This is a genomic window from Acidovorax sp. Root402, from assembly GCF_001425125.1.
Taxonomy (GTDB): domain Bacteria; phylum Pseudomonadota; class Gammaproteobacteria; order Burkholderiales; family Burkholderiaceae_C; genus Acidovorax; species Acidovorax delafieldii.
Window position 1 is genome coordinate 332,949 of sequence record NZ_LMDQ01000013.1, and the last position, 26,030, is coordinate 358,978.

18 protein-coding genes and 3 pseudogenes are annotated in these 26,030 nt (G+C 68.0%); 11 read left to right on the top strand and 10 right to left on the bottom strand.

All coding sequences use genetic code 11. The features are described 5' to 3' along the window. Positions 1-94: 94 nt before the first annotated feature. Complete coding sequence (locus ASC83_RS08995) at positions 95-2,104, top strand: CHASE2 domain-containing protein (RefSeq protein ID WP_162245486.1); 2,010 nt, start codon at positions 95-97, stop codon at positions 2,102-2,104. A 35-nt stretch (positions 2,105-2,139) separates the two neighbouring features. Continuing rightward, the gene (locus ASC83_RS09000; protein WP_082522397.1) at positions 2,140-5,556 is read left to right on the top strand and encodes a FecR domain-containing protein; all 3,417 of its coding nucleotides are present in this window, start codon (positions 2,140-2,142) and stop codon (positions 5,554-5,556) included. 202 nt (positions 5,557-5,758) lie between these two features. On the opposite strand, the gene ASC83_RS09005 is transcribed toward ASC83_RS09000, so the two are convergent. Together ASC83_RS09005 and ASC83_RS09010 are read right to left on the bottom strand one after the other, a co-directional pair. Next, positions 5,759-7,060 carry a tryptophan--tRNA ligase gene (locus ASC83_RS09005; RefSeq protein ID WP_056060893.1) on the bottom strand — a complete coding sequence of 434 codons (1,302 nt, stop codon included), beginning with the start codon at positions 7,058-7,060 and terminating at the stop codon, positions 5,759-5,761. 56 nt (positions 7,061-7,116) lie between these two features. After that, positions 7,117-7,785, bottom strand: a complete 669-nt coding sequence (locus ASC83_RS09010; protein WP_056060897.1) for a site-2 protease family protein — start codon at positions 7,783-7,785, stop codon at positions 7,117-7,119. A gap of 255 nt (positions 7,786-8,040) precedes the next feature. Between ASC83_RS09010 and ASC83_RS09015 the strand changes: the two genes are divergently transcribed. Next, positions 8,041-9,189 (top strand): methyl-accepting chemotaxis protein, encoded by a 1,149-nt coding sequence (locus ASC83_RS09015; RefSeq protein WP_056060898.1) that lies wholly within the window; start codon positions 8,041-8,043, stop codon positions 9,187-9,189. Between the two features lie 113 nt (positions 9,190-9,302). Here ASC83_RS09015 and ASC83_RS09020 read toward each other — a convergent pair whose 3' ends face one another. Both ASC83_RS09020 and ASC83_RS09025 read right to left on the bottom strand, forming a co-directional pair. Further along, positions 9,303-9,938 (bottom strand): L-threonylcarbamoyladenylate synthase, encoded by a 636-nt coding sequence (locus tag ASC83_RS09020; protein ID WP_056060901.1) that lies wholly within the window; start codon positions 9,936-9,938, stop codon positions 9,303-9,305. Between the two features lie 97 nt (positions 9,939-10,035). After that, entirely contained in the window at positions 10,036-10,893 is an 858-nt protein-coding gene (locus ASC83_RS09025) for a 3',5'-nucleoside bisphosphate phosphatase (protein ID WP_056060904.1), read from the bottom strand. A gap of 183 nt (positions 10,894-11,076) precedes the next feature. Here ASC83_RS09025 and ASC83_RS09030 point away from each other — a divergent pair. The 5 genes and pseudogenes from ASC83_RS09030 (at position 11,077) to ASC83_RS09040 (ending at position 15,238) form a co-directional block, all read left to right on the top strand. Then, positions 11,077-12,821 (top strand): annotated as a pseudogene (locus ASC83_RS09030) (methyl-accepting chemotaxis protein). Positions 12,822-13,144: 323 nt separating this feature from the next. Further along, positions 13,145-14,233: methyl-accepting chemotaxis protein (locus ASC83_RS24285; protein WP_235509341.1), on the top strand; the 1,089-nt coding region annotated here is incomplete at its 3' end. A gap of 1 nt (position 14,234) precedes the next feature. Continuing rightward, positions 14,235-14,475, top strand: a pseudogene (locus tag ASC83_RS24290) (methyl-accepting chemotaxis protein); the annotation flags it as partial. A 1-nt stretch (position 14,476) separates the two neighbouring features. Then, positions 14,477-14,885 (top strand): annotated as a pseudogene (locus ASC83_RS24295) (methyl-accepting chemotaxis protein); the annotation flags it as partial. Between the two features lie 128 nt (positions 14,886-15,013). Further along, a complete protein-coding gene (locus tag ASC83_RS09040; RefSeq protein WP_056060909.1) occupies positions 15,014-15,238 on the top strand; it encodes a 4-oxalocrotonate tautomerase family protein in 225 nt (74 codons plus the stop codon). A gap of 11 nt (positions 15,239-15,249) precedes the next feature. Here the strand turns inward: ASC83_RS09040 and recJ are convergent, their stop codons facing one another. Together recJ and ASC83_RS09050 are read right to left on the bottom strand one after the other, a co-directional pair. Beyond that, the gene (recJ, locus tag ASC83_RS09045) at positions 15,250-16,974 is read right to left on the bottom strand and encodes a single-stranded-DNA-specific exonuclease RecJ (protein WP_056060912.1); all 1,725 of its coding nucleotides are present in this window, start codon (positions 16,972-16,974) and stop codon (positions 15,250-15,252) included. Then, on the bottom strand, positions 16,971-17,924 hold the full coding sequence (locus ASC83_RS09050; RefSeq protein WP_056062085.1) for a hypothetical protein: 954 nt from the start codon (positions 17,922-17,924) through the stop codon (positions 16,971-16,973). Before ASC83_RS09050 ends, recJ begins: the two co-directional genes overlap by 4 nt. Positions 17,925-18,004: 80 nt before the next feature. Between ASC83_RS09050 and ASC83_RS09055 the strand changes: the two genes are divergently transcribed. Together ASC83_RS09055 and lolD are read left to right on the top strand one after the other, a co-directional pair. Continuing rightward, positions 18,005-19,258, top strand: a complete 1,254-nt coding sequence (locus ASC83_RS09055; RefSeq protein WP_056060915.1) for a lipoprotein-releasing ABC transporter permease subunit — start codon at positions 18,005-18,007, stop codon at positions 19,256-19,258. Next, a complete protein-coding gene (gene lolD / locus ASC83_RS09060) occupies positions 19,251-19,961 on the top strand; it encodes a lipoprotein-releasing ABC transporter ATP-binding protein LolD (RefSeq protein WP_056060918.1) in 711 nt (236 codons plus the stop codon). Before ASC83_RS09055 ends, lolD begins: the two co-directional genes overlap by 8 nt. An 848-nt stretch (positions 19,962-20,809) precedes the next feature. Here the strand turns inward: lolD and ASC83_RS09065 are convergent. Genes ASC83_RS09065 through ASC83_RS09080 form a run of 4 tightly spaced genes read right to left on the bottom strand, consistent with a single transcriptional unit; the run spans position 20,810 to position 24,970 of the window. Further along, the gene (locus ASC83_RS09065; RefSeq protein WP_056060921.1) at positions 20,810-21,856 is read right to left on the bottom strand and encodes a VWA domain-containing protein; all 1,047 of its coding nucleotides are present in this window, start codon (positions 21,854-21,856) and stop codon (positions 20,810-20,812) included. 55 nt (positions 21,857-21,911) lie between these two features. Then, on the bottom strand, positions 21,912-22,949 hold the full coding sequence (locus tag ASC83_RS09070; protein WP_056060924.1) for a DUF58 domain-containing protein: 1,038 nt from the start codon (positions 22,947-22,949) through the stop codon (positions 21,912-21,914). A 12-nt stretch (positions 22,950-22,961) separates the two neighbouring features. Then, positions 22,962-23,978 carry a MoxR family ATPase gene (locus ASC83_RS09075; RefSeq protein ID WP_056060927.1) on the bottom strand — a complete coding sequence of 339 codons (1,017 nt, stop codon included), beginning with the start codon at positions 23,976-23,978 and terminating at the stop codon, positions 22,962-22,964. Positions 23,979-24,022: 44 nt separating this feature from the next. Continuing rightward, positions 24,023-24,970, bottom strand: a complete 948-nt coding sequence (locus ASC83_RS09080) for a S1C family serine protease (protein WP_056060930.1) — start codon at positions 24,968-24,970, stop codon at positions 24,023-24,025. 147 nt (positions 24,971-25,117) lie between these two features. Between ASC83_RS09080 and ASC83_RS09085 the strand changes: the two genes are divergently transcribed. Beyond that, positions 25,118-25,948 carry a TatD family hydrolase gene (locus tag ASC83_RS09085; protein ID WP_056062088.1) on the top strand — a complete coding sequence of 277 codons (831 nt, stop codon included), beginning with the start codon at positions 25,118-25,120 and terminating at the stop codon, positions 25,946-25,948. Positions 25,949-26,030: the final 82 nt, after the last annotated feature.

Sequence of the window (26,030 nt, forward strand, 5' to 3'; positions counted from 1 at the left end):
GGGGCATGCGTGTAAGCCCCCACTGTGCACGCGCAGGCACAGCCACTACAGTGGGCGCTGCATGCTCGGCTGCATGCAGCGGTGGAGGGGCGGGATGGCAAGTGCAAGTACGCGAGCACCGGTTACACAAGACGCCTGGCGGCCCTGGGCGTTGCGGGTACTGCTCGCGCTGGGCTTGCTGGCGCTGCTGCCCGCCTTGCCGGTGTGGACGCCGCTGAAGCGGCTGGAGCATGACCTGCTGGCCAGTTGGACCGCTGCGCCGCCGCCCGATGTGGGCGTCCTAGTGGTCGGGCTGGACGAACCCAGTCTGGCGGCGCTGAACCTGACCCCGCCCCTGCCGCGCCGCCTGCACGCGCAACTGGTCCAGGCCTTGTCTGCGGCGGGCGCCTCGGCGCTGGGCATCGACATGCTGTTTGCCGCACCCCAGTCCCCTGCGGACGATGCGGCGCTTGCGGCAGCCTTGCAAGGGCGTATGCCGGTGGTGCTGGCTGCGGCCGATGTGGCGGTGAACACCTCGCAGGTGGCGCAATACCGGCAGACCGTGCCCTGGGTGTTTCCCATGGCCCGCCAGGGCAGTGTGGCGGTGCAGCCGGACGACGATGGCGTGCTGCGCCTTGCACCCGCTCGGAGCGATGCCCTGTGGCAGGAGCTGGCGCGCAGCGGCAGGCGCAGTTTTCAGCCCCCACCGCCGGGCGCGCTGCTGCGCTACTACGCCCCCGAGGTCCCGCTGCCTTACGCCCACTACACCCAGGCGCTGGAGGCCGGCCAGGCGCTACCGGCTGCGGCCGTGCAGGGGCGCCTGGTGCTGCTGGGGCAGAACACGCCAGTGGACGGGGTTGATCAGTTCCCCACGCCCCTGCGTGCGCTGGGCGCGGGCACGCAGTCCGGCGTGCTGGTGCACGCCACGGCTCTGATGAACGGCTTGGCGGGGGACTGGGTGGTGCCCGCCCACCCGGCAGGCCCTTGGCTGCAGGCCATTCTGGCCGTGGGCTGTGTGGCCGCTTTGACCCGGCGCTGGCGCGGTGGGCGGGCGGTGCTGTTCAGCGCAGCATTGGCAGTGCTGGCCCTGCTGGGTGGGCTTTGGGCCTACCTGGCAGGGGTGTGGTGGACGGCGCTGCCCACGCTGGCGGGCGTGGCGCTGCATTTGAACGTGGGTGCAGCCGAGAGCTACTGGCGCGAGCACCGCCGCCGCGAACAGCTGCGCGCGGACTTTGCCCGCTACGTGCCTGCCGCTGTGGTCGACGCCCTGGTGGCCGACGGAGCCCAGCCGCAACTACATGGCGAGCGCCGCGTGCTGACGTTGCTGTTCTCTGACCTGGCAGGCTTCACCGCCGCCAGCGAGCACTTGCCGCCCGAGGCCGTGGCGCAGGCGCTGAATGCCTACTTCTCCCGCATGACCCACACGGTGCACCAGCACAGTGGCACGCTGGACAAGTTCATCGGCGACGCCGTCATGGCGTTCTGGAACGCACCGTTGCCTGATGCCCGGCATGCGGACCGGGCTCTGGCCTGCGCACTGGCCATGCAGGCCGACATGGTGGACCTGCGGGTCCAGTGGCAGGGCACACCGTTTGCCCAGGTGCAACTGCGCATTGGCCTGCACACGGGCGAGGCGGCGGTGGGACACCTGGGGTCGCATGAGCGCTTTACATACACCGCTGTGGGCGATGCGGTGAACACCGCCGCGCGGCTGGAGGGCGCCAACAAGGCCTTTGGCACAGGCATCTTGCTGTCGGGCGCCACACACGATGCGCTGCAGGCAGTGCCAGCGGGTGCTGCCCCAAAGGTCCCGCTGATGTGGCTGGACACCGTGGTGCTGGCTGGGCGCAGCACTGGTGTGGACGTGTACACGCCGTGTGACGACCCCGCGCTGGCCTCCATCAGCCACACGCTGCGGGACCACCTTCACGCTGCGCGTTGGGCGCAGGCTCTGCAATGCTGTGCTGATGCGTGCGCGCACGCGCCCGCACATGCCCCGCAGTGGCACGGACAGGCGCTACGCTGGCATGCCCGGGTGCATGCCCAGGCAGACACTGCGCTGGCGGACGGCCCTGTAGCGGGCGCCACAGCCGTATTCACCGCGCAGGCGCTGGACAAGACCTGATTCCCCGGCGCAAGACTCCCCCAGAGAGGCCCACTATGCCCATCCCTCCTGTGTCATCCCCGTCACGCCTGGTGTGGCTTACGCCGGTGGGTGTCGCCCTGTCGGCCTGGAGTGCTGCCAGTGCCAGCGCGCAATGTGCCGGTGTACCTCTGGCGCCTGACGCAGTGGCTGCGCAAATTGTGGCGCTCAGCGGCCAAGGCGAAACGCGCCCCCCCGGCACCGAGCCCTGGCTGCGTGCCACGCTCGCCCAGCCGTTGGGCCCGGGGGCAGACATGCGCACACTGGCGTTGTCATCCGCCGCATTGCTGCTGGCAGACCGCACGCAGATCCGCATGTCGGCCAACGCGCAATTGCGGCTGTGCGAGGCCCAGCCAGCGCGCACCCTGCTGGAACTGGCTGCGGGCCGGCTGTGGGCGCGCACCAAGAAGGCCCCGGCCAACCTGCTCCTGCAAACGCCTGCGGCGCTGGCCGTAGTGCGGGGTACCGACTGGGACGTGGAGGTGGACGGAGCGGGGCGGACCACGCTCACCGTGCTGTCCGGCGCTGTGGAGTTGCGCAACGACCTGGGCAGCGTGCAACTGGGACCCGCCGAGCAGGGCGTGGCCGAGCCCGGCCAGGCGCCTGTCAAGCGCCTGCTGGTCAACCCCCGCGAGCGGGTGCAGTGGGTGGCCGCCTACCCGGGCGACCTGACGCGTTGGACCGAGTTCCAGCCCGTTCAGACGGCACCACCCGCTCTGGCAGAGGTTCGCACCGCATTGCGCGCGGGGCAATGGGCCCAGGCGCGTGCCCTGTTGCAGACGCTGTCGGCTCAGGGGAATGGTGGGGCCGTGGTCGAGCTGGCCCTGGCGGACCTGGAGGTGCTGGACGGCCAGCCTGACGCCGCGCAGCAGCGCCTGGCCTTGGCCTGGCGGCGCACGCAAGACCCCCGTACCGCTGCGGGCCGCGCCGCCCTGCTGATGGCGCTGGACCGCCTGCCAGAAGCGCGCACCTGGATGGATACCACGCGGGCCGCGTCGCCCGGCTTTGCGCCATTGCTGCAGGTCGACGCCGACTGGCACCGGCTACAAGGGCAGGGCGACGCCGCCCTGGTCTTGTACCAGCAGGCAGTGGCCCACGCGGAGGATGATGCGCAGCGGGCCGCCGCCCTGGCAGGGCTGGGCCGCGCATTGCAAGAGCGCGGAGACCTGCGTGCGGCCCGCAGTGCACTGGCGCAGGCCGTGGCCCTGGCGCCAGACCAAGCGGCCTACTGGGGCGAAGCCGCCACGGCGGCCATCGAAGCCCTGCGCCTTGCCGAGGCGCGCACCGCCCTGGATGCCGCCCTGGCGCAGTCGGGCGACGACTACGTGGCCCTGGCGGCTGCCGGACTCCTGGCGCTGCGGCAAGGCGATGCCGAGGCTGCCCGCACCGCGCTGCTCAAGGCCTTGGTGATCGAGCCGCGATACGCCCGCGCACAGGTGTGGCTGGCGGTGGCCGAATACACGCTGGGCGAGCGCGCTGCAGCGCTGGACGCGCTGGACCGCGCCCGCCTGGCCGACGCGCGCGACCCGCTGCCCTGGCAGGTGGAGGCCATGCTGCGCAACGACAGCGGCGAGCCCGTGGCGGCCATGGCCGCAGCGCGCGAGGCACTCACCCGGCTGCCCTACCTGAAGTCGCTTAACCCGCTGGCCTCGGACAGCCAGGGCTCTGCCAACCTGGGCAAGGCGCTGGGCGACTTCGGCATGGAGCACTGGGCGCGGGCCTACGCCAGCGCGTCGTACTACCCGCTGTGGGCGGGCAGCCACTTCTTTCTGGCCGACCGGTACGAGAGCGACTTCAGCCGCCGCTCCGAGCTGTTCCAGGGCTACCTCACCGACCCCACCGTGTTTGGCGCCAGCGACAAGCGCGCGCCGCTCCTGCTGTCTGCAGGCAGTGAATGGTCGATGGGCGCGAGCGCTGAACGCAACCCGCTGCGCCACAACGCCACGGCCGATGTGGGCTACCGCGGCTTTGCCTCCAGCAGCGTGCCCGTGGCCTGGCTGGTGCGCGCCAACGACGTGCAGATGTGGCCCCGCGAAGGCCCCGCCACCACGCAGTACCGCCTGTCGTCGCCCGGGGTGGACCTGGCGCTGGGTGCGCGGCCCAACGAGAGCCTGACGCTGTTCGCGCTGCATGGTGACACCACCTTGCGCTATCGCTTTCCGCAAGGCCTGGACTTCGGCAACGGCATCACCTTCACCGGCGGCGCCGAGACGCACACCCGCCGCACCGACCTGGGCGCTGCGTGGCGCTGGTCCGCCGACAGCCAGACCTGGTTCAAGGTGCACAGCGGGCGCCAGACCTCCGGCCTGGTGCTGGACGATGCGCGCTGGGGCCCCCAGGACTACCGCTATGCCAGTGACGAGCAGGGCCTGTTCCTGCGCCACACCGTGTTGTGGGGCGCGCACCGCCTGAGCGTGGGCTGGGAGCGCGTGGACAGGGATACCGTCAGCGCGATCTCTGACCCCGGCATCACCACGCCGCGCACCAACACCGAGCGCTACCACATGCCCTGGGTGGCGGGCGAATGGCGCAGCGGTGCCTGGACCTGGATGGCCGAGGCGTACTGGCCCCGGTTCACCACCCGGCAGCGCGACCGTTATGCCGACACAGCGACGGGACAAGACCTGCTGCCCGTGCAGGACGACGGCGCGGCGCACCGCCACCGGCTGCTGCCGCGCCTGGGCGCCAGCCTGCGCCTGGGCCCGGGCCGCGCCCTGCACTGGGCCTGGCAGGAGAGCGTGCGAGCGCCCGGCACGCACACCCTGTCGCCCGTCGCCACGGGTGCCATTGCCGTGGACAACCAGTACCTGCTGGCGGGCAGCTACGCCCGCAAGCACGCGGTGCAACTGGACTGGGAGGCCAGCTCTACCACCTTCTGGGGCGCCAGCCTGTCGGGACAGCGCATCAGCAACCTGGTGGCCGCCAACGGTCGCCTGTTTGCGCAGAACACGGGGGCGCTGTTCGACAACGTGGCCACCATCGCCCCCGTGGTGCTCAATGCCCAGACCACGCTCAGCACCTATGAGGAAACGCCTGTCTTCGGGCAGGGACAGCTGGCGCAGGCCACAGTGTCCGTCAACCATTTGCTAGGTCCGCGCTGGAGCGTGCTGGGCAGCTACATCCACACCACATCGCGCAACACCGGGGCGGGTCTGGAGGGGCGTTGGCTGCCCGGCTTTGCCCGCCACGTGGTGCTGGGCCAGACCACATGGCGCCACGAGGCGCGCAGCTTTTCGCTGCTGCGCCTGACCTGGCGCGGCATGCGCTACAGCGATGAGGCCAACACCGTGCAACGCGCCCCGGGCTGGAGCCTGGCCCTGGCCCATGGCTGGGAGTCGCAGGACCGGCGCTGGAGCTTTACTGGCACGGTGCAGACCGGGCTGCGCGCCGGGGAGCGGCCCACGCTGTGGGCCCTGGTGCGGTACCGGGACTGAAGGGGCGCCCAGTGTGCAGAGGGCGCCTTTACCGGGTGATGGAAGGGTGTGTGAGGCCTTTTTGGCCGGTAGCGCTAGTGCGATATGCCCAAGTAGCTATCAAAAATGTAGCGAATAGGCGTTGAAAGGCGTACAAAAAAGAGCCCGCAGCCTTGCGGCTCGGGCTGTGTGTCTTGCACGCTGCGCTCGGTGGCGCGCCGGCTTATGCAGCGGCGGCCTCGGCCAGCGCCTGCAGGGCGGCCGTCACTTCGGCAGCTTCCACGCCGTCCACGGGGGCCAAACGCGGGGCCAGGGTCTGCAGGGCTGCGCTGTCCTTCTGCAACTGGGCAATCGCCTGGCCGGCCTCCTTGGGTGCGTCAAATCCCGTGCTCTGCAGCAGCAGGCGGCCGTCGGCGGCCACGAGCTTGAAGTAGAACTTGCCGTCGGCCTCGCGGTACTGCTTGAAAGCGGGCAGTGCGGCCTTGGCGGCCTTGGCCGGTTTGGCGGCTGTGCTGGCCTGCACCAGGCTGCGCAGGCCCACGGCGCTGCGCAGTTCGCGGATGAAGGGCGTGGCCAGCGCGCGGGCGCGCTCGGCACCGGCCAGCAGGGTCTGTTCGATGCGCGCAGGGTTGTGGATGAGTTCTTCGTACTGCGCGCGCATGGGGGCGATCACTTGGTCCACACGCTCCAGCAGCAGGTGCTTGGCGTCGCCCCAGGCAATGCCGTCGGCATAGGCCTTGCGCAGGGCCTCGGTCTCTTCGGGCGTGGCAAAGGCCTGGTAGATCTGGAACAGGGCCGAGCCTTCGACTTCTTTGGCTTCACCGGGCGCGCGCGAGTCGGTCAGGATGCCGCCGATGAGCTTTTGCAGCTGGGCGCGCGAGCTGAACAGCGGGATGGTGTTGTCGTAGCTCTTGCTCATCTTGCGGCCGTCCAGCCCTGGCAGTGTGGCCACGTGGTCGTCGATGGCCGCCTCGGGCAGCACAAAGTGCTCGCCGTACAGGTGGTTGAAGCTGGCCGCCATGTCGCGGGCCATCTCGATGTGCTGGATCTGGTCGCGGCCCACCGGCACCTTGTGGGCCTTGAACATCAGAATGTCCGCGCCCATCAGTACCGGGTACATGAACAGGCCTGCGGTGACACCGTCGTCATGCTCGCGCCCGGCGGCGGTGTTCTTGTCCACGCTGGCCTTGTAGGCGTGGGCACGGTTCAGCACGCCCTTGCCGGTCACGCAGGTCAGCAGCCAGGTCAGCTCGGGAATCTCGGGGATGTCGGACTGGCGGTAGAAGGTGACCTTTTCAGGGTTGAGCCCTGCGGCCAGCCAGCTGGCCGCGATCTCCAGCGTGGAGCGCTGGATGCGCACCGGGTCTTCGCATTTGATGAGCGCGTGGTAGTCGGCCAGAAAATAAAAGCTCTGCACGCCGGGCGTGAGGCTGGCCGCCACCGACGGGCGGATGGAGCCGACGAAGTTGCCCAGGTGGGGGGTGCCGGTGGTGGTGATGCCGGTGAGAAAACGGGTGGTGCTCATGGGAAACAAAAACTCAGCAGATCAAATGAACAGGAAGTGGCGGGCTTCTGCTGCGCTCAGCGCAGCAAGGCCGTCAGCGGGGTGAGCAACAGGTTGATGGCGGTGTAACCCACGGCCATCAGGGGGCGCAGCCATAGCGTGCCCACTACCCCGGCGATCACCAGGCCCATCACGATAAAAAAGCCCCAGGGCTCGATGCGCGACACCATATGGGCCTGTTTCCAGGGCAGCAGGCCCACCAGAATGCGCCCGCCGTCGAGCGGCGGCAGCGGAAACAGGTTGAAGGCCCACATCACCAGGTTGACCATGACCCCGGCGCGTGCCATTTCCAGGAAGAAGCGCTCCTCAATCCCCGTGCCCACCAGCACCACGAGCAGCACGGCCCAGGCGATGGCCTGGATGAAGTTGGACGCGGGCCCCGCCAGGGCCACCCACACCATGTGCTTCTTGGGGTTGCGCAGATTGCCGAAGTTGACCGGCACCGGCTTGGCGTAGCCAAACAGGAAGGCGCCCGAGGTCGCAAAGTACAGCAGCAGCGGCATCAGGATGGTGCCGACCGGGTCGATGTGCTTGAAGGGGTTGAGCGTGATGCGCCCCATCATGTACGCGGTGTTGTCGCCAAAGTGGCGCGCCGCGTAGCCATGGGCCGCCTCGTGCACGGTGATGGCAAACAGCACCGGCAGGGCGTAGATCAGAACGGTTTGGATGAGATTGGAGGTGTCCACGCCGGGATTGTCTCAGACGCCCCGCTGCCCCCGGCGTTGCCAGGGTGACCCGGCGGGTGTTCAGGCGCCCGGCGGCAACCGCGTATTGTGGGTTGTACGTATGCTGACGGGTCTCCAGGCGGGGTGTTCGTTGCTAGCATCAACCTCTTGCCCGCAGCCCGTGCCAGTTTGTGCGAGTTCGTGCCCTTTGGCGCGCAGCGCTGCGCGGCGGCCCCTCCCACAACGACATACAACAGGCCTGGAGACATTGAAGCCATGTGGAACAACTTGAAGATCGGAACGCGCCTGTTGCTGGCGTTTGGCGGCCTCGCACTCGTCGTGCTGCTGCTGATGGTGATGGCACTGTCCGGCATCGGCGGCGCCGAGCAGGCGCTGCAGGGCGCCACGCCCCCCGCCCAGGCGGCGCTGGCGCAGCTGCAAAGTGCGCGCATCTGGGTGATCGGTTGCAGTGTGGTGGTGTTTGTGCTGGCTTTGGTGGCCACGCTCAGCCTGCGCGCCAGCATCGTGGCGCCGCTCAACCAGGCCATCCTGATTGCCGAAACCGTGGCGTCAGGAGACCTGAGCCAGGAGTTCAACTCCGACCTGGAGGGCGACTTTGGACGCCTGCTGGGCGCGCTGGGCACCATGGAGGACACGCTGACCGACCTGGTGTCCCGCATCAAGCAAAGCACCGATTCGATCACGGCCTCTGCGGCAGACATTGACCATGGCAACACCGACCTGTCGCGCAGGGCGGAAGACCAGGTGTCGTCCCTGACCGAGACGGCAGCCAGCATGGAGCAGCTGACAGCCACCGTGCGCCAGAACGCCGAGCGCGCCCATTCGGCCAGCGGCCTGGCCGTGCAGGCGTCGGCGATTGCCGAGCAGGGCGGGTCGGTGGTGGGCGAGGTGGTGCAGACCATGCAGGCCATCAGTGGCAGCTCGCGCAAGATAGTGGACATCATCCAGGTGATCGAGGGAATCGCCTTCCAGACCAATATCCTGGCACTCAATGCTGCCGTGGAGGCCGCGCGCGCGGGCGAACAGGGCCGGGGTTTTGCCGTGGTGGCCAGCGAGGTGCGCAACCTGGCCCAGCGCAGCGCGGTGGCGGCGCGCGAGATCAAGGCACTGATCAGCGCGTCGGTCGAACAGGTCGAAAGCGGCGCCGGTCAGGTGGGCAAGGCGGGCAAGACCATGGAAGAGATCGTCGGCGCCGTGGGCCAGGTCAGCGCGCTGCTGGGCGAAATCTCCACCGCCCTGCGCGAGCAGAGCGAAGCCATCAGCCATGTCAACGGGGCGGTGTCGCACATGGACGGCAGCACGCAGGAGACGGCCTCACTGGTGCAGCATGCGGTGAGCACGGCGTCGGCCCTGTCGGCGCAGGCCCGCGACCTGGAGCAGGCGGTGGGGGCGTTCAAGCTCTGACGAATTCCTGAGCCGCTCTGCCGCTCTCCCCTCCAAGGTGCGCTACCGGCGGCTGAGCGAAGCCCGCTGCGCCGCAGCGAATGTATCGGGCGTGGCGCCGCTTCGGCGGGCTCTTACAGCCCCAGCGCTTGCAGGCTGCCCCGGCCTTCGCGCACCACCACCGGGTCGCCGCCGGTGCCCATGGGGGTCAGGTCCACCACCGTGGTGGGCTCCAGGGGGCAGGCCCCGGCATCGACGATGGCATCCACCAGCTTTTCGTAGCGCTCGCGGATTTCCTGCGGGTCGTTCAGGGGCTCGGTCTCACCCGCAGGGATCAACGTGGTGGCCAGCAGCGGGGCGCCGTGCAGCTCCAGTAGCAGCTGCAGGCCTTTGCGGTCGGGCACCCGCAGCCCAATGGTCTTGCGCGAGGGGTGGCTCACGCGGCGGGGCACTTCCTTGGTGGCTTCGAGGATGAAGGTGTACGGGCCTGGCGTGCCCAGCTTGAGCAGGCGGTACTGCCGGTTGTCCACCCGTGCGTAGTTGGCCAGCTCCGACAGGTCGCGGCACAGCAGCGTGAGGTGGTGCTTTTCGTCCACCTGGCGGATGCGGCGCAGGCGGTCCACTGCGTCCTTGTCGTCCAGGTGGCAGACCAGCGCGTAGCTCGAATCCGTGGGCACGGCCACGATGCCGCCCTTTTGCAGCAGCAGTGCGGCTTGCTTGAGCAGCCGGGGCTGCGGGTTGTCGGGATGGGCTTCGAAATACTGGGCCATGGGGCAGGTTCTCAGTGATGCGTGGCGCTGCGTGTGGGTGCCTTGCCTGGTGGCAGGTCGTCCAGAGGGCGGCTGGCGCGGCTGCGGCAGCGCGGGGTCATCGCAAAATTCGGTCGGACAGCAGTTCCCACACGGGGGTCAATGCGCCGGGCAGCAGGGGCAGCGTGCCCAGGTCGGTGTGCGACTCGTCGGGGCTGTGGAAGTCGCTGCCACGCGATGCGGCCAGGCCAAACTCCTGCGCCATGTCGGCGTAGGTCACGTACTCGGCCGCGCTGTGGCTGCCCGTGACGACCTCGACCGCCCGGCCACCATGTTGCTTGAATTCGGAGAACAGCGCGAATTCTTCATTGGCGCTGAACTTGTAGCGCGCCGGGTGGGCGATCACCGCCATGCCCCCGGCCTGTGTGATCCAGCGCACGGCATCCCCCAGGCTGGCCCACCGGTGGGGCACATAGCCCGGTTTGCCTTCGGTCAGGAATTTGCGAAACACCTCGGAGGTGTCCTTGCACACGCCGGTTTCCACCAGAAAACGCGCGAAATGGGTGCGCGAGATGAGTGCCGGGTTGCCCACAAACTGCAGCGCCCCTTCGTAGGCGCCCTTGATGCCGACCTGGGCCAGCTGGGCCGCCATCTCCTGCGCCCGCTCGCCGCGCCCGCCGCGTGTGGCGGCCAGGCCCTGGGCCAGCTGGGTGTCGTCAGGGTCAAAGCCCAGACCCACGATATGGACGGTGGTGTCGGCAAAGGTGACCGAAATCTCAGTGCCGGTGAGGTAGGCCATGCCTTGGGCGCGGGCGGCAGCGGCCGCACGGTGCTGGCCGCCGATCTCGTCATGGTCCGTCAACGCCCACAGCTCCACCCCGTTGGCCTTGGCCCGCGCGGCCAGGTCTTCGGGGGTCAGGGTTCCGTCGGAGACGACGGAATGGCAGTGCAGGTCGGCGTTGAGTATGGAGGTCACCGATTCATTTTAGGGCTTGTACTGATAACGCGCCCCACGGAATCCATTAACACTTGTTACATGCACATTTCGCCTGGCTGGCGGGTGTTCAGCCGGGTCGAATGCCGGCAGTGTGGTGGTTTTCCTTGGGCAAGATACAACAACGCGGAACCTCGGGGTTTTTGCAGAGCATCAGGAGCAACCATGAAATTCAATGACCTGCGCGTCGCCCACAAGATGTGGAGCGTGATTCTTGGTCTGCTGGCGCTGATGCTGGTGGCCGCCGTCTGGACCCAGTGGTATGGGCGGCAGGTCACTGCTGCGACCGAAGAGTCCGTCAACAAGTACGAGTCTGCCATCACCACGGCGGTCAGCTGGCGTGGCCTGGCGGAAGTGGCGGTCACCATGTCGATGGCCGGGTTTGTGACCACCGACCAGGCGCTCAAGGCAGATTTTGATACCCGGGTGGCTGCGCTCACCGCACGCATCACCCCGGTGCAGGAAAAGATCAGCAAGGCGGCGGTGTCCCCCGAGGACAAGGCGGCATTGGCCGCGGTGGCCGCTGCGCGTGCCGATGTCCGGGGCCAGACCGACAAGCTCAAGGAGCTGACCGATGCGGGCGATGCCGCCGCCAAGCAGGCCTATGTGGACAAGGTTTACCGGCCCAAGGTGTTGGCTTATCTGGAGTCGATCGACAAGTTCGTGGCGGTGCAGGAGCGCCAGCGTGACGATGCGGTGCAGGCCGCACGTGCCACGCGCGGCAACCTGGTGCTGATCGGGGCTGCCGCAGCCATCGCGGTGGTGGCCCTGGGCATGCTGCTGGCGGCCCTGCTGGTGCGCTCCATCACGCGGCCGCTGGATCGGGCCGTGGTGCTGGCCGAAGCCATTTCGGCCGGGGACCTGACCCAAGACATTCACGATGACCGCAAGGATGAACTGGGCGTGCTCACCCGGGCGCTGTCGGCCATGTCGTCACGGCTGCGTGGTGTGGTGAGCGAAGTGCGCCAGGGGGTGGACTCGGTCTCGTCGGCGTCGGTGGAGATTGCCAACGGCAACCACGACCTGTCGGCGCGCACCGAGCAGACGGCCTCCAACCTGGAAGAGACGGCAGCCAGCATGGAACAGCTCACGGCCACCGTGAGCCAGTCGGCCGACACGGCCCGCCAGGCCAACCAGCTCGCCGGCACGGCAGCCCAGGCTGCAGCGCGGGGCGGCGAAGTGGTGGGCCAGGTGGTCACCAGCATGCAGCAGATCACCGACAGCAGCCGCAAGATCAGCGACATCATCGGCACCATCGACGGCATCGCCTTCCAGACCAACATCCTGGCGCTGAACGCTGCGGTGGAAGCCGCCCGAGCAGGCGAGCAGGGCCGTGGGTTTGCGGTGGTGGCCAGCGAAGTGCGCAGCCTGGCGCAGCGCAGCGCCGAGGCGGCCAAAGAGATCAAGACCCTGATCAGCGCCAGCGTGGAGAACGTGGAATCGGGCTCGGCCCAGGTGGCGCAGGCAGGGCAAAGCATGCAAGAGATACGGCCTCCTCGACAGAACAGCGCGACGGCATCGCGCAGGTCAACCAGGCCGTCACACACCTCGATCAGATGACGCAACAGAACGCGGCGCTGGTGGAAGAGTCCACGGCCGCAGCCGCCTCGATGCGTGACCAGGCACAGCACCTGGCGCAGGTGGTGTCGGTATTCAACGTGGGAGCGGTGGCCACCCGGGCGCCGGCAGCGGCACCCCGCGCTGCAGCACCGGCGCCTGCGCCACGGCCCGCGCCGGCCGCCAAGGCCCCTCTGGGCAACAAGCCTGCCACCGCCAGTAAGGCGGCCGCCAGCGCGCCCAAGGCCCCGTCGCGGCTGGCGCCGCCAGTTGCACCCGCAGTCACACAGTCGGCAGCCCCTGCACCCAAGGCTGCGGCCAAGGGCGGGGACGACGACTGGGAAAGCTTCTGATTCCTGGCCCTTGCGTGCCCTGAAGGCTCAGGGGCGTGGGCCTGTCAGGGCCCGCAATACTGGGACCAGAGGCTTGGGTGTGGCGGGCTGGGACTTGTGTACCGGTCAGGCCCCGTCAGGCCATGGGTTCTAGCGCCTGTTCGATCTGTCTTCGTTCGCGCATTCCTGGCGGATTTTGGATGCGGGTTTTTCCCGGTGGGGCATGAGTCCGCCGGTGCCTTGGGCTGGCGTAGGCTATGGCCTGTTGTTGATGTAATCGAATGTGTCTTGCACGCCATGCGCAGACCATGGAGACATCACCGATCCACGAGGAAAAACCAACCATGCAATTTGACAATATCCGCGTCTCCCGCAAGCTGTGGGGCGCCTTTCTGGGGCTCATGATTGCCATGTTGCTGCTGTCTGCGTTTGCGCAGAACCGGGGCAACTCTTCGATGTCAGCAGCCATGGACGCCGTGGTCGAGATCGAGGCCCGCATCTCGGCTGCTGTGCGCTGGCGGGGCGCCACCGAAACGGCTGTCACCATGGTCATGGGCGGCGCGGTGACCACTGATTCGGTGCTGGCCGAGCAATACGGCGCCAAGGTCAAGGAGATCATTGGCAACATCAACAAGGTGCAGGAAGGCATCGTGGCCTCAGCCACCGCGCCCGAGGAGAAAGCCTCGCTCGACAAGGTGCTGGAGGCGCGCAAGGCCGTGCTGGCGGCCACCGCCAAGACCTGGGAGCTCAAGGGCGCAGGCGATGCCGTCGCCACCCAACGCTATGCGGACGACGAGTTTGCCCCCCTGGTCACCAAGTACCTCAAGGCGCAGGATGAGTTTGTGGCCACGCTCGAAAAGCGCCGCGACGTGATCCGTGCCGAAGCCACCCAGCGCCGCATCGAATACGCCATCACCGGCATCATCAGCTCCATGGTGCTGATGGCGGCGGGCCTGTTCCTGGCCTGGAAGCTGGTGCGCTCCATCACCCTGCCGCTGAACGAAGCGGTCGAGACCATCGATGCCATTGCAGCAGGCGATCTGACGCGCGAGCTGCAATCCACCCGCAAGGACGAGTTTGGCCACATGCGGCGTTCGCTGTCGGCCATGTCGGCACGGCTGCGCGGTGTGGTGAGCGAAGTGCGCCAGGGGGTGGACTCGGTCTCGTCGGCGTCGGTGGAGATTGCCAACGGCAACCACGACCTGTCGGCGCGTACCGAGCAGACGGCCTCCAACCTGGAAGAGACGGCAGCSAGCATGGAACAGCTCACGGCCACCGTGAGCCAGTCGGCCGACACGGCCCGCCAGGCCAACCAGCTCGCCGGCACGGCGGCCCAGGCGGCCAAAGAGATCAAGACCCTGATCAGCGCCAGCGTGGAGAACGTGGAATCGGGCTCGGCCCAGGTGGCGCAGGCAGGGCAAAGCATGCAAGAGNAGGCGGCCAAAGAGATCAAGACCCTGATCAGCGCCAGCGTGGAGAACGTGGAATCGGGCTCGGCCCAGGTGGCGCAGGCAGGGCAAAGCATGCAAGAGATCGTTGCCAGCGTACAGCGCGTGAGCGACCTCATCGGCGAGATCACGGCCTCCTCGACAGAACAGCGCGACGGCATCGCGCAGGTCAACCAGGCCGTCACACACCTCGATCAGATGACGCAACAGAACGCGGCGCTGGTGGANCACGGCCTCCTCGACAGAACAGCGCGACGGCATCGCGCAGGTCAACCAGGCCGTCACACACCTCGATCAGATGACGCAACAGAACGCGGCGCTGGTGGAGGAGTCCACGGCCGCAGCCGCCTCGATGCGTGACCAGGCACAGCACCTGGCGCAGGTGGTGTCGGTGTTCAACGTGGGCGCGGTGGCCACCCGGGCGCCGACAGCGGCACCCCGCGCTGCAGCAACGGCGCCTGCGCCACGGCCTGCCGTGGCCAAGGCAACGGCCAGCGCGCCCCGCGTGGCGTCTTCCGCCACCCCGAAGGCACCTGCGCCCGCCCCGGCGCGCCTGCCTGCGGCCAAGGCACCCGCCCCCGCACCCGCTGCCAAGGCAGCGGCGCAGGGTGGCGATGAAGATTGGGAGAGCTTCTAAATCGATAGCGGCCAGCGCATGACCATCAAGCGCTGGCGGCTATTTTTTGTGGCCGGTATTCCGGCCGATTTGACAGCAAGGCAGCGTGAGCTGCCTTTTGTTTTGGTGCACCTTGAAAGGATTCTCCGATGCCCCTGGTCAACATCCGCCTTGCGCGCCGCGACCTGCCGACTACCGCAGCCCAGAAAGCCGCCCTGATTGCGGGCGTGACCCAGCTCATGCAGCAGGTGCTGGACAAGCGGCCGGAAAGTGTCACCGTCATCATCGACGAGGTGGACCCCGAGAACTGGGGGCAGGGCGGTGAGCCGGTGACCGTGATCCGCCAGCGAAGCAAGGGGCCGACGCAGGCTTGAGCGGTGGCGCGCTACACCTGCGCGCCTTCGACCAGAAACTGCACCTTGCGCTCGCCCTTCCACTCGTTCACATCCAGGCGGAAGGCCAGCAGCACCCGGGCAGGCAACTGCTCGGTGTGGCCGAACCAGATGGCATCCACGGGGTTGCCCTGGTGGATGAGCTTGAGCGACAGGTGGTTCTTGGCCTCGCCCACCAGGCGCTGGCTCACGATCTGCACCTCTTCGCTGAAGGTGGGGGGCGCAAAGCCCTGGCCCCAGACCTCGCGGTGCAGCGTGTCCACGATGTCGGCGCGGCAGTATTCGGGGGCCAGCGGGCCGTCGGTCTCGATGCGGCGGGTGAGGGTGGCGGCGTCCAGCCATTCCTGCGCCACCTGGGCAAAGGCCTGCTCGAACACGTCGAACGATTCCTCCGCCACCGTGCAGCCCGCCGCCATGGCGTGGCCGCCGAACTTGAGGATCACGCCCGGGTGGCGTTTGGCCACCAGATCCAGCGCGTCGCGCAGGTGAAAGCCGGGGATGGAGCGGCCCGAGCCTTTGAGCTCATGCTCCTTGCCCGGCGCGCTGCTGGCCGCAAACACGAAGGTCGGGCGGTGCAGCTTGTCCTTGATGCGGCTGGCCACGATACCCACCACGCCTTCGTGGAAGTCGGGGTCGAACACGCTGATGGCGGGCGGGGGCTCTTCGCTCTCGTCGAACAGGCTCTCGGCCATCAGCATGGCCTGCTCGCGCATGCCTCCTTCGATCTCGCGGCGCTCGCGGTTGATGCCATCGAGCGTGGCGGCCAGTTCGGCAGCGCGGCCTGCGTCGTCCGTCAGCAGGCATTCGATGCCCAGCGTCATGTCCGCCAAGCGGCCGGCAGCGTTGATGCGTGGGCCTAAAGCAAAGCCAAAGTCGAAGGTGGTGGCCACGGGTGCCTTGCGGCCGGCGGCGTGGAACAGGGCGGCGATGCCTGCGGGCATCTGCCCCGCGCGGATGCGCTTCAAGCCCTGGGCGACCAGGCGGCGGTTGTTGGCATCCAGCTTGACCACGTCAGCCACGGTGCCCAGCGCCACCAGGGTGAGCAAGGGGTCGAGCTTGGGTTGCGTGGCGGCGTCAAACACGCCACGCGCACGCAGCTCGGCGCGCAAGGCCAGCAGCACATAAAACATCACGCCCACCCCGGCCATGGACTTGCTTTCGAACGGGCAGCCGGGCTGGTTGGGGTTGACGATGGCGTCCGCCGCAGGCAGCTCGGGGCCAGGCAGGTGGTGGTCGGTCACCAGCACCTGCAGGCCCAGCGCCTTGGCCTCGGCCACGCCGTCCACGCTGGCGATGCCGTTGTCCACGGTGATGAGCATGTCAGCGCCCCGCTCGGCCACGCGGCGGGCGATCGAGGCGGTGAGGCCGTAGCCGTCGGTCACGCGGTCGGGCACCAGGTAGTCCACGCTCTGGGCGCCCAGCAGCCGCAGGCCGCGCACACCCACGGCGCAGGCGGTGGCGCCGTCGCAGTCGTAGTCGGCCACGATGATGAGCCGTTGGTTCTGCGCCATGGCATCGGCCAGCAGGCGGGCTGCGGCGTCAATGCCCTTCAAGCCATGGTCGCCACTGGGCGGCAGCAGGCGGCCCAGGCCATCGTCCAGCTCGTCCTTGGCCCGCACGCCACGCGCGGCGTACAGGCGCGCCAGCAGCGGGTGCACGCCGGCCTGCTCCAGCGCCCAGGCGGCGCGGGGCGGAATGTCTCTTGCTATTATTTTCATAGCTGCACCAGCATATTCGACCAGCGCATGGGGCGAAAAAGACCTTGAAACCGCTGTGCAAGGCTGCGTGGAGCGGTGTGGAAGCCCAGCGCATTGCGTTCGCCGCACAGGGTCAGCTGCACGGGCGTGCCGCTTTCGGCCCGGCGCAGCAGGTCGGCCACGGGGCCTGCGTCCAGCGCGGCCCAGGCGCTGGCCCAGGTGCGCCAGTCGTCGTGCAAGGCGGCGTCCCGCAGGGTGGTGGGCATATGGGGTGGCACTGTGCCACGCGGTGGGCCGGCCAGTGCGCCCGTGCCATGCACCCAGAACGAGTTGACGATGGGCAGCCCGCGCGCTGAGCGCTCGTCGTTGAAGGCGTGGGTGTACAGCAGCATCTGCATCTCGCTGTGCAGGCGGTGCAGGGTGCGGGCTTGTTTCGCATCGGGCATCCAGGCGCGCACGTCGCGCAGCAGCACACGCTCCAGCGACGCGGTGGCCAGGTCGGCAAACAGCGGCCCGCTGGCCAGCCAGCGCGTGGGCTGGTCGTAGTGCAGGGTGATGCCGTCCTCGGCAAACCAGGGCGCCACGATGGCCAGCAGCGCGCGGGACGCGGCTTCGTCCAGCCCCAGCTGTTCGGGGTCGCGCAGGGTGACGTGGTCGGTGCTGACCTGCCACTGGCAGGGCGTGACGAAGGCCCAGGCCTCGCCGTGGGTCGTCAGGCCTTGCTGTTGGCGGTGCCAGGCGGCCCAGGGGATGCGGCCGTCCTGCGCGGGCAGGCCCAGGGCGAGGGCCAGGGCGCGTTCATGGGGGGCAGAGAAGCTGGTTTCTTCGCCGCTGTCGCTCCGGGCGGGATGGGGGCTGAGCCGGGCCAGCAGCCGGTCCAGGTGGGGCAGGGCCAGGCCCTGTTGGGCTTGCTGGCATCCCGGTGAGGCGCTGGCGGCGTAGGGAATGAGCAAATGGGTGGTGTCCGACATGGGCGTATTGTCCGGGATGCCACAATCGGCCCGGCCCGTAGCGTGCATTCCGCACCGTACAGGTCCTTCTTTCCTAATCCATGCAAATTCCCTACGAACTGGCCCTGGGCTGGCGCTACACGCGCGCGGGCCGCGCCACGCGGCGCAATGGCTTCATCTCGTTCATCTCGGGCGTGTCCATGCTGGGCATTGCGCTGGGGGTGGCGGCGCTGATCATCGTGCTGTCGGTGATGAACGGCTTTCAAAAGGACGTGCGCGACCGCATGCTCAGCGTGGTCTCGCACATCGAGATCTTTGCGCCCCTGGGGGCCGCGCTGCCCGACCCGGCGCTCACCCTGGCCGAGGCCAAGAAGAACCCGAATGTGATCGGGGCTGCACCTTTTGTGGCGGCCCAGGCCCTGCTGGCGCGTGGCGAAGACATGAAAGGTGCTCTGGTGCGTGGCATCGATCCGGCCCTGGAAGGCGCGGTGACCGACCTGGCCGCCACCAACGAGAAGACGCTGAACCTTCTGGTGCCCGGCGAGTTCCGCGTGGTGCTGGGGGGCGAGCTGGCCCGTGCCCTGGGCGTGCGGGTGGGCGACCCGGTGACGCTGATTGCGCCCGCAGGCCAGGTGACGCCCGCAGGTGTGGTGCCGCGCCTCAAGCAGATGACGGTGGCGGGCACGTTTGACTCGGGCCACTACGAATACGACTCGGCCCTGGTGCTGCTGCACCATGAGGACGCGCAGCGCATCTTCCGCCTGGAAGGCCCCACGGGCGTGCGCCTGAAGCTCAAGGACCTGCACCAGGCCCGCGAGGTGGCGCAGCAGCTGGCGCAGTCCGTGAGCGGCCAACTGCTGATCCGCGACTGGACGCAGCAGAACCGCACCTGGTTCGCCGCCGTGCAGCTCGAAAAGCGCATGATGTTCATCATCCTCACGCTCATCGTGGCCGTGGCGGCGTTCAACCTGGTCTCCACGCTGGTGATGACGGTGACCGACAAGCGCGCTGACATCGCCATCCTGCGCACGCTGGGCGCCAGCCCCAAGAGCATCATGGGCATCTTTGTGGTGCAGGGCGCGATGGTGGGCGTGATCGGCACGCTGGTCGGCCTGCTGCTGGGCCTTGGCATCGCGTTCAACATCGATGTGATCGTACCGGCCATCGAGCGCGCGCTGAACGCGAGCTTTTTGCCCAAGGACATCTATCTCATCAGCAAGATGCCCAGCGAGCCGCAGAGCAGCGACATCGTGCCCATTGCGGTCATCTCGCTGGTGCTGGCCTTTGTGGCCACCCTGTACCCCAGCTGGCGCGCCAGCCGTGTGAACCCTGCCGAGGCGCTGCGTTATGAGTAATCCCACCTCCAACGACAATAAAAACAACGCTCACCCGGTGGTGCTGGAAGCCAAGGGCCTGACCAAACGCTTTACCGAAGGCCGCCTGGATGTGACCGTGCTCAAGGGCGTGGACCTGCAGATCCATGCGGGTGAAACGCTGGCGATCGTGGGTGCCTCGGGCTCGGGCAAGAGCACCTTGCTGCACCTGCTGGGCGGGCTGGATGCACCCACGGCGGGCACGGTGCGCCTGAAGGGCGAAGAGATGTCGTCGCTGTCGGCGGAGCGCCAGGGGCAGCTGCGCAACCAGCACCTGGGGTTTATCTACCAGTTCCATCACCTGCTGCCGGAGTTCAGTGCGCTGGACAACGTGGCCATGCCGCTGCGCATCCGCCGCCTGCCGTTGGCCCAGTGCCATGCGGAGGCGGAGCGTGTGCTTGCGTCAGTCGGTTTGAAGGAGCGGCTGATGCACCGGCCGGCCGAGCTGTCGGGCGGTGAGCGTCAGCGGGTGGCGATTGCGCGGGCCTTGGTGACGCGGCCTGCTTGCGTGCTGGCGGACGAGCCTACGGGCAATCTGGACCGGAGTACGGCTGATGGGGTGTTTGACCTGATGCTGCAACTGGCGCGGGACCAGGGTACGGCGTTTGTCATGGTGACGCACGATGAGTCGCTGGCGGCGCGGTGTGACCGGGTGGTGAGGCTGGTGTCTGGGGTGTTAGGGTGATTTTGGCTGGATGCGCTAGTGGGATATGGGCTGGTAGCTATTGATTTTGCAGTGTTGGTTCTTGTGCGCTGATTGGGTGGCGTGCCTTTGTTGAGGGCGGGAGCCGGGAGTCGCCCGGCGTGCGAGTAACTTTCTTTTGCTTCGCCAAAAGAAAGTCACCAAAGAAAAGGCGACCCCCAGTCTGCGACCCCTGCGCTTCGCTCCGGGGCACACCTGCGTCGGGGCGGTTGCGGGGTGCGCCGTGGAACTCGCTTTGCGCTGCCGCGCGCCGCTCGGACATCCACGGCGAGCCAGTGCACGAGGCATGGGCGCTCCGACGCCCATGCTCACCCCGCAACCGCCCCGCCGCAGGCGCAGCCAGCAGGGGGGGACAGCCGAACATCCAAACAGCCGGACATCCATTCGGGCCATTGCTGCGCTCGGCCCAGGCTGCGCAGCGCGTGGCGCTTGCGCCCGCGAGATGGGGCCGAGCGCAGCAAAGGCCCGTGTGGCTGTTCTGTACCCCGGTGCCCCTTTGGATGCGCCGAGGAGCGCAGGGTTTGGTGGATCAGGGCTCGCGTGTGTCTGAGCGACGCGCAGCGGCGCGAGTTGAGCGAGACCCCGCCAAACCCGAGCACCGCAGGTTGCCCCGGCGCGCAGCGCCGGGGACGCAGACAGTGGGGTCGCTTTCTCTTTGGTGACTTTCTCTTGGCGAGACAAGAGAAAGTTACTCGCCTGCCGGGCGACTCCCGGCCTCCGACCTTAACAAAGGCATGCGACTCAGTCAGCGCACGCAACCAAACGCTACAAGATCAATAGCTACCAGCCCATATCCCACTAGCACATCCAGCCAAAATCACCCAAAAATATCACATCACCCGCCCATACCACCACACCGACAACCCCGCCGCCACCAACGCCAGCACCGCCCCCAACAACGCCAGCAAAGAAGAAATCTCAGTCTCCTTCTTCTCCACCGTCAGCCGCGAGCTCAGCGTCTCGTACACCTTCTTCAAGTCTGCCGCCGTCGCCGCATGAAAGTATTCGGCATTGGTCCGCGCAGCCACGGCCTTCAGGGTTTCTTCGTCCAGCCGTACCCGCATCGACCAGCCCTCAAAGCCAATGGTCTCGCCCTGCACCGTGCCCACCCCCACCGTGTACACCCGCACCCCCCGGTCGGCCGCCCACTTGGCGGCTTCCAGTGGGTCCACGCCTGTGGTGCGCTGACCGTCCGTCAGCATGATGATGGCGGCCGAGTTGTACGAGCCTGGGGCCACGGGCGTGAAGGTCTTGGCGGGGTCCTGTTGTTTGCCCAGCTCTTCGATGGGCTTCGGGCGCATGGCCTGGCGGCCGCCCAGAGCGGCGATGTCGATGCCCGCATCGGGAAAGATGGTGGCCAGCGACAGCATGATGCCGTTGCCCGTGGCCGTGCCGCGCTGCAGCTGGAAGCTGTCGATGGCTTTCACCAGGTCTTCGCGGCTCTGGGTGGGCAGCTGGGCCAGCTGGGCGCTGCCCGCAAAGGCCACGATGCCCACGCGCACATGGCGCGGCAGGTCGGCAATGAAGGCCTTGGCGGCGTTCTGGGCGGCGGTGATGCGGTCGGGCTCCACGTCGGCGGCGCGCATGCTGCCCGACACGTCCATGGCCAGCATGATGGTCTGGTCCTGCGAGGGCAGGGTGATGACGGCCAGCGGGCGCGCAGCGGCCAGCAGCAGCGCCACCAGGGCCAGCAGAAACAGCGCGGGCGGGATGTGGCGGCGCAGGTGCTGGCCCGGGCCCATGGCCTCGCGCACCAGGGACAGGCTGGAGTAGGTCAGCGCTGTTTTCTTGCGCCGGTGCAGCAGCCACCAGTACAGCAGTACCAAGAGGGGCACAGCCAGCAGCAGCCAGAGCAGGGTGGGCCAGAGAAAAACCATGGTGTGTGTCCTTGGTGGCGAGTACAGCGTGTGCGGCGGGTGATCAATCGATAGGTCAGGCGGCGGCAGCCGTTGCGGCAGGGCCTGCGGATGCCGATGCGGGGACGAGGGGGTTGCTGTGCGCCCGCACCCGGCGCTGGCGCAGGTCCATGAAGCGCAGCAGGGCGTCGACCAGATCGTCGTCGGTGCACAGCTCCAGCGTGTCGGCGCCCGCGCGGGTCAGGCCCTCGCGCAGCGCCGCCTCGCGGTCGGCGGCCAACTGGGCAAAGCGGCGGCGAAAGCCTGCGTCGTGCGTGTCCACCTGCAGTTGCTCGCCGCTTTCGGCATCGCGCAGCGTGACCAGGCCCACGTCGGGCAGCTCCAGCTCCAGCGGGTCGAGCAGGCGCACGGCCACCACGTCATGCCGCTGGGCCAGTTGGGCCAGGGGCTTTTCCCAGCCGGGCGCGCTGATGAAGTCGGACACCACAAATACGGTGGACCGGCGCTTGAGCGTGGCCAGGCCGGTCTGCAGCAGCCGGTGCAGTTCGGTGGCGCCGCCACCCGTCTTGTGCGGTGGCACCGGGGTTTTGGACGGCAGCAGTTTGTGCACCAGGTGCAGCACATGGGCGCGGCTGCTGCGCGGGGGCAGTACGGCATCCACTGCGCGTTCGGCCTTCGGACTGGCACCGCCGTAGAGCACGGCGCCCACACGGTTGCCGTGGCGGGTAAGCAGGCGCGAAAGCACGGCCACAAAGCCGGTCAGGATGTCGCGCTTGGCGTGGCCTGTGGGGCCGAAGCTGATGGACGGGCTCAGGTCCAGCAGGAACCAGGCCGACATTTCGCGGTCTTCGGTGAACACGCGCACATGGGGGGTGTTCAGCCGCGCGGTCACGTTCCAGTCGATGTGGCGTACGTCGTCGTGCGGCTGGTATTCGCGCAGGTCGGTCAGGTCCAGGCCGCTGCCGCGCATCAGCGTGCGGTAGTCGCCCTGCAGCAGGCCGTCCAGGCGGCGGATCACCTTCCACTCCAGCTCGCGCAGCAGCCGGTCGGCCTGCCCGGGCAATGTGGGCAGGGTGTGCACCGTGGCGGAGGTTGCAGGCGGCTTGCTGTTCATGGCGATGACACCTCAAGCAGCTTTTTGCTCGTGATGCAAGGGACGTGCTGGTGCCGGGATCTTGGCCATGATGCGCTGGATGAGTGCGTCGGCATCCAGCCCGTCGGACAGCGCTTCGTACGACAGCGCCACGCGATGGCGCAGCACATCGGCGGCCAGATCGGTCATGTCTTCGGGCAGCACGTAGTTGCGCCCGCGCAGCATGGCCAGGGCCTGAGCCCCCTCGGCCAGGGCAATGGTGGCGCGCGGGCTGGCGCCGCAGCTGATGTAGCCGGCCAGGTCCTTCAGGCCATGTCGTGCGGGCTCGCGGGTGGCTGCCACCAGCTTCACGGCGTATTGCAGCATCGACGGGTCCACATACACGGTGCGGCATTCGGCCTGCAACGCCGCCAGCTGCGCCGTGGTGGCCACGGGTAGCACCTGCACGGGCACATCGAGCGCGCGCTGGGCGATCACGAATTCTTCTTCCTCGGTGGGGTAGCCCAGCAGCACCTTCATCATGAAACGGTCCACCTGCGCCTCGGGCAGCGCGTAGGTGCCTTCGGTCTCGATGGGGTTCTGGGTGGCCATCACCAGGAAGGGCTCAGGCACCTTGTGGGTTTCGCCTGCAATGGTCACCTGGCGCTCCTGCATCACCTCCAGCAGCGCGCTCTGCACCTTGGCGGGCGCGCGGTTGATTTCGTCGGCCAGCAGCAGGTGGGTGAAAACGGGCCCCAGCGTGGTGCTGAACTCGCCGGTTTTCTGGTTGTACATGCGCGTGCCCACCAGGTCGGCGGGCACCAGGTCGGGTGTGAACTGGATGCGCTTGAAGCTGCCCTGAATGGTGCTGGCGAGTGTTTTCACCGTCAGCGTCTTGGCCAGGCCCGGCACGCCCTCGACCAGCAGGTGGCCCTGGGCCAGCATGGCGACCATGACACGCTCCAGAAAGCGGTCTTGCCCGACCACCACGCGTTTGACCTCGTAGAGCACCTGTTCCATCAGCGTGGCGGTGGCAGCGTTCGATGCATTGGGCGACGTGCTGGATGACATGGGACTCCTTGCGATGACGAGTGAAGTGGTGGGGCGGCGTACGGTCAGAACGGGGGCATGCCGACGGCGGACGCCGCGTTTTCGATGGGCACCGCAAAACCGATGCCGATGAAGGTGCGCGCCTGCGTGGGGTTGAGGATGGCGGTGACGATGCCCACCACCTCGCCGTCCATCGTCACCAGCGGGCCGCCAGAGTTGCCAGGGTTGGCCGCTGCGTCGAACTGGATCAGATTGCTGAGCTGGCGCTTGCCCTCGGGCGACGTGAACTCGCGCTGGAGGCCGGACACCACGCCCGCCGAGGCCGACGGGCCGATGCCAAAAGGAAAGCCGACGGCCACCACATGGTCGCCCGGGCGCAGGTTCTGGGTGGACCGCAGGGTGGCGGCCTCCAGGTCGTCGGGCACCTTGTGGGCCTGCAGCACGGCCAGGTCGTTTTCGGGTTGCACGCCGGTGATGCTGGCCGTGGTTTCCAGTCCGTCGTGGAAGGTGATGCCTATGCGGTCTGAACCCGCCACCACATGCAGGTTGGTCAGGATGACGCCTTTGTCCACGATGACCACGCCCGTGCCGATGCCGCGCTCGATCTCTTCCTTGCCGTTCTTGCTGCGCCCGTAGCCCACCACGCGCACCACCGAGGGGCCGATGCTCTCCACGGCGCGCGCGGCGGCAGAGGGCGGGGTGGTGGTCTCCAGCGTGCGCAGCACCGCGGCGTCGATGTCGTCCTGGGTGATCTTGCGGGCGGGGCTGCGGGTGTTGTGCCAGGCGCTGGCTACCAGCAAGGCGGCCAACAGTACCACGATGGTCCACAGGGCGACCAGCTGGCGTTTGAATGCCTGGGAATTCGGGGGCGTGGCGGCTGCGGTGGCGGCGTTCATCGCTGGCGAATCATCTGCGGGCGGCGCCGTGGAGGCCACGGCTTCGGTGGCATCCACCGCCGCAGGCGTGCGGCTGCGGGCGGGGCGGGAGCTGCTGTAGAGGGCGGGCCGGGGCATCCTGTCACCTTTGCTCGTACACGCCAGGGCCTGGCGCACGCAAATGACAGTAGCACGGTTTGCGGGCAAATGCACATGCAGGGCTACACGGGCCCACCGTCCCCTGCGACCGCAGCCTTTGCAGGCTGCATCGGGCATCATCGGCGCATGACCGCCTGGATCGATACCCACTGCCACCTCGACGCCCCCGAGTTCGATGCCGACCGCAGTGCAGTCCGCACACTGGCGGCGGCGCAAGGCGTTTGCCATTGCGTGATTCCGGCCGTGGAGCGCAGCAACTGGGACACCGTGCGGGCGCTGGCGCACCAGCATGGGGACAGCTATGCGCTGGGCATTCATCCCCTCTACACAGGGCGCGCCGAGGAGGAGGACCTGCAGCATCTGGCCGGATACCTGGAGCAGCACCACGCCGACCCGCGCCTGGTGGCGATAGGCGAGATCGGCCTCGATTACTTTGTGCCGGGCCTCGACCCGGCGCGCCAGGAGCGGTTCTACCGCGCACAGCTGCAGCTGGCCCGGCGGTTTGACATGCCGGTGATCCTGCATGTGCGCCGCTCTGCCGACAAGTTGCTCAAGGGCCTGCGGGATTTGCCGGTGCGCGGCGGTATTGCGCATGCCTTCAACGGCAGCCTGCAGCAGGCGCAGGCGTTCATCGGCCTGGGCTTCAAGCTGGGATTTGGCGGTGCGGTGACCTATGACCGCGCCCTGCAGCTGCGCCGCCTGGCCACCGAGCTGCCCGGCGATGCCCTGGTGCTGGAGACAGATGCGCCTGACATTCCGCCCCACTGGCTGTACACCACGGCGGCTGAGCGCGCTGCAGGGCGGCCCCAGGGCCGCAACAGTCCGGGGGAACTACCCGGCATTGCGGCCGTGGTGGCCCAGTTGCGCGGCGAGTCTGTGCCGGCGCTGGCTGGCAGCACCAGGGCCAATGCCTTGGCCGCCTTGCCCCGGTTGGAGGGGCTGCTGACAGACGGGTAGCCATTGCAGGGTGGATGAGGGATCGGCAAAAAAAGATAAATGGGGAGAAATTTGGGAGCTTGATGCCCTGTGGCTAAGGGCC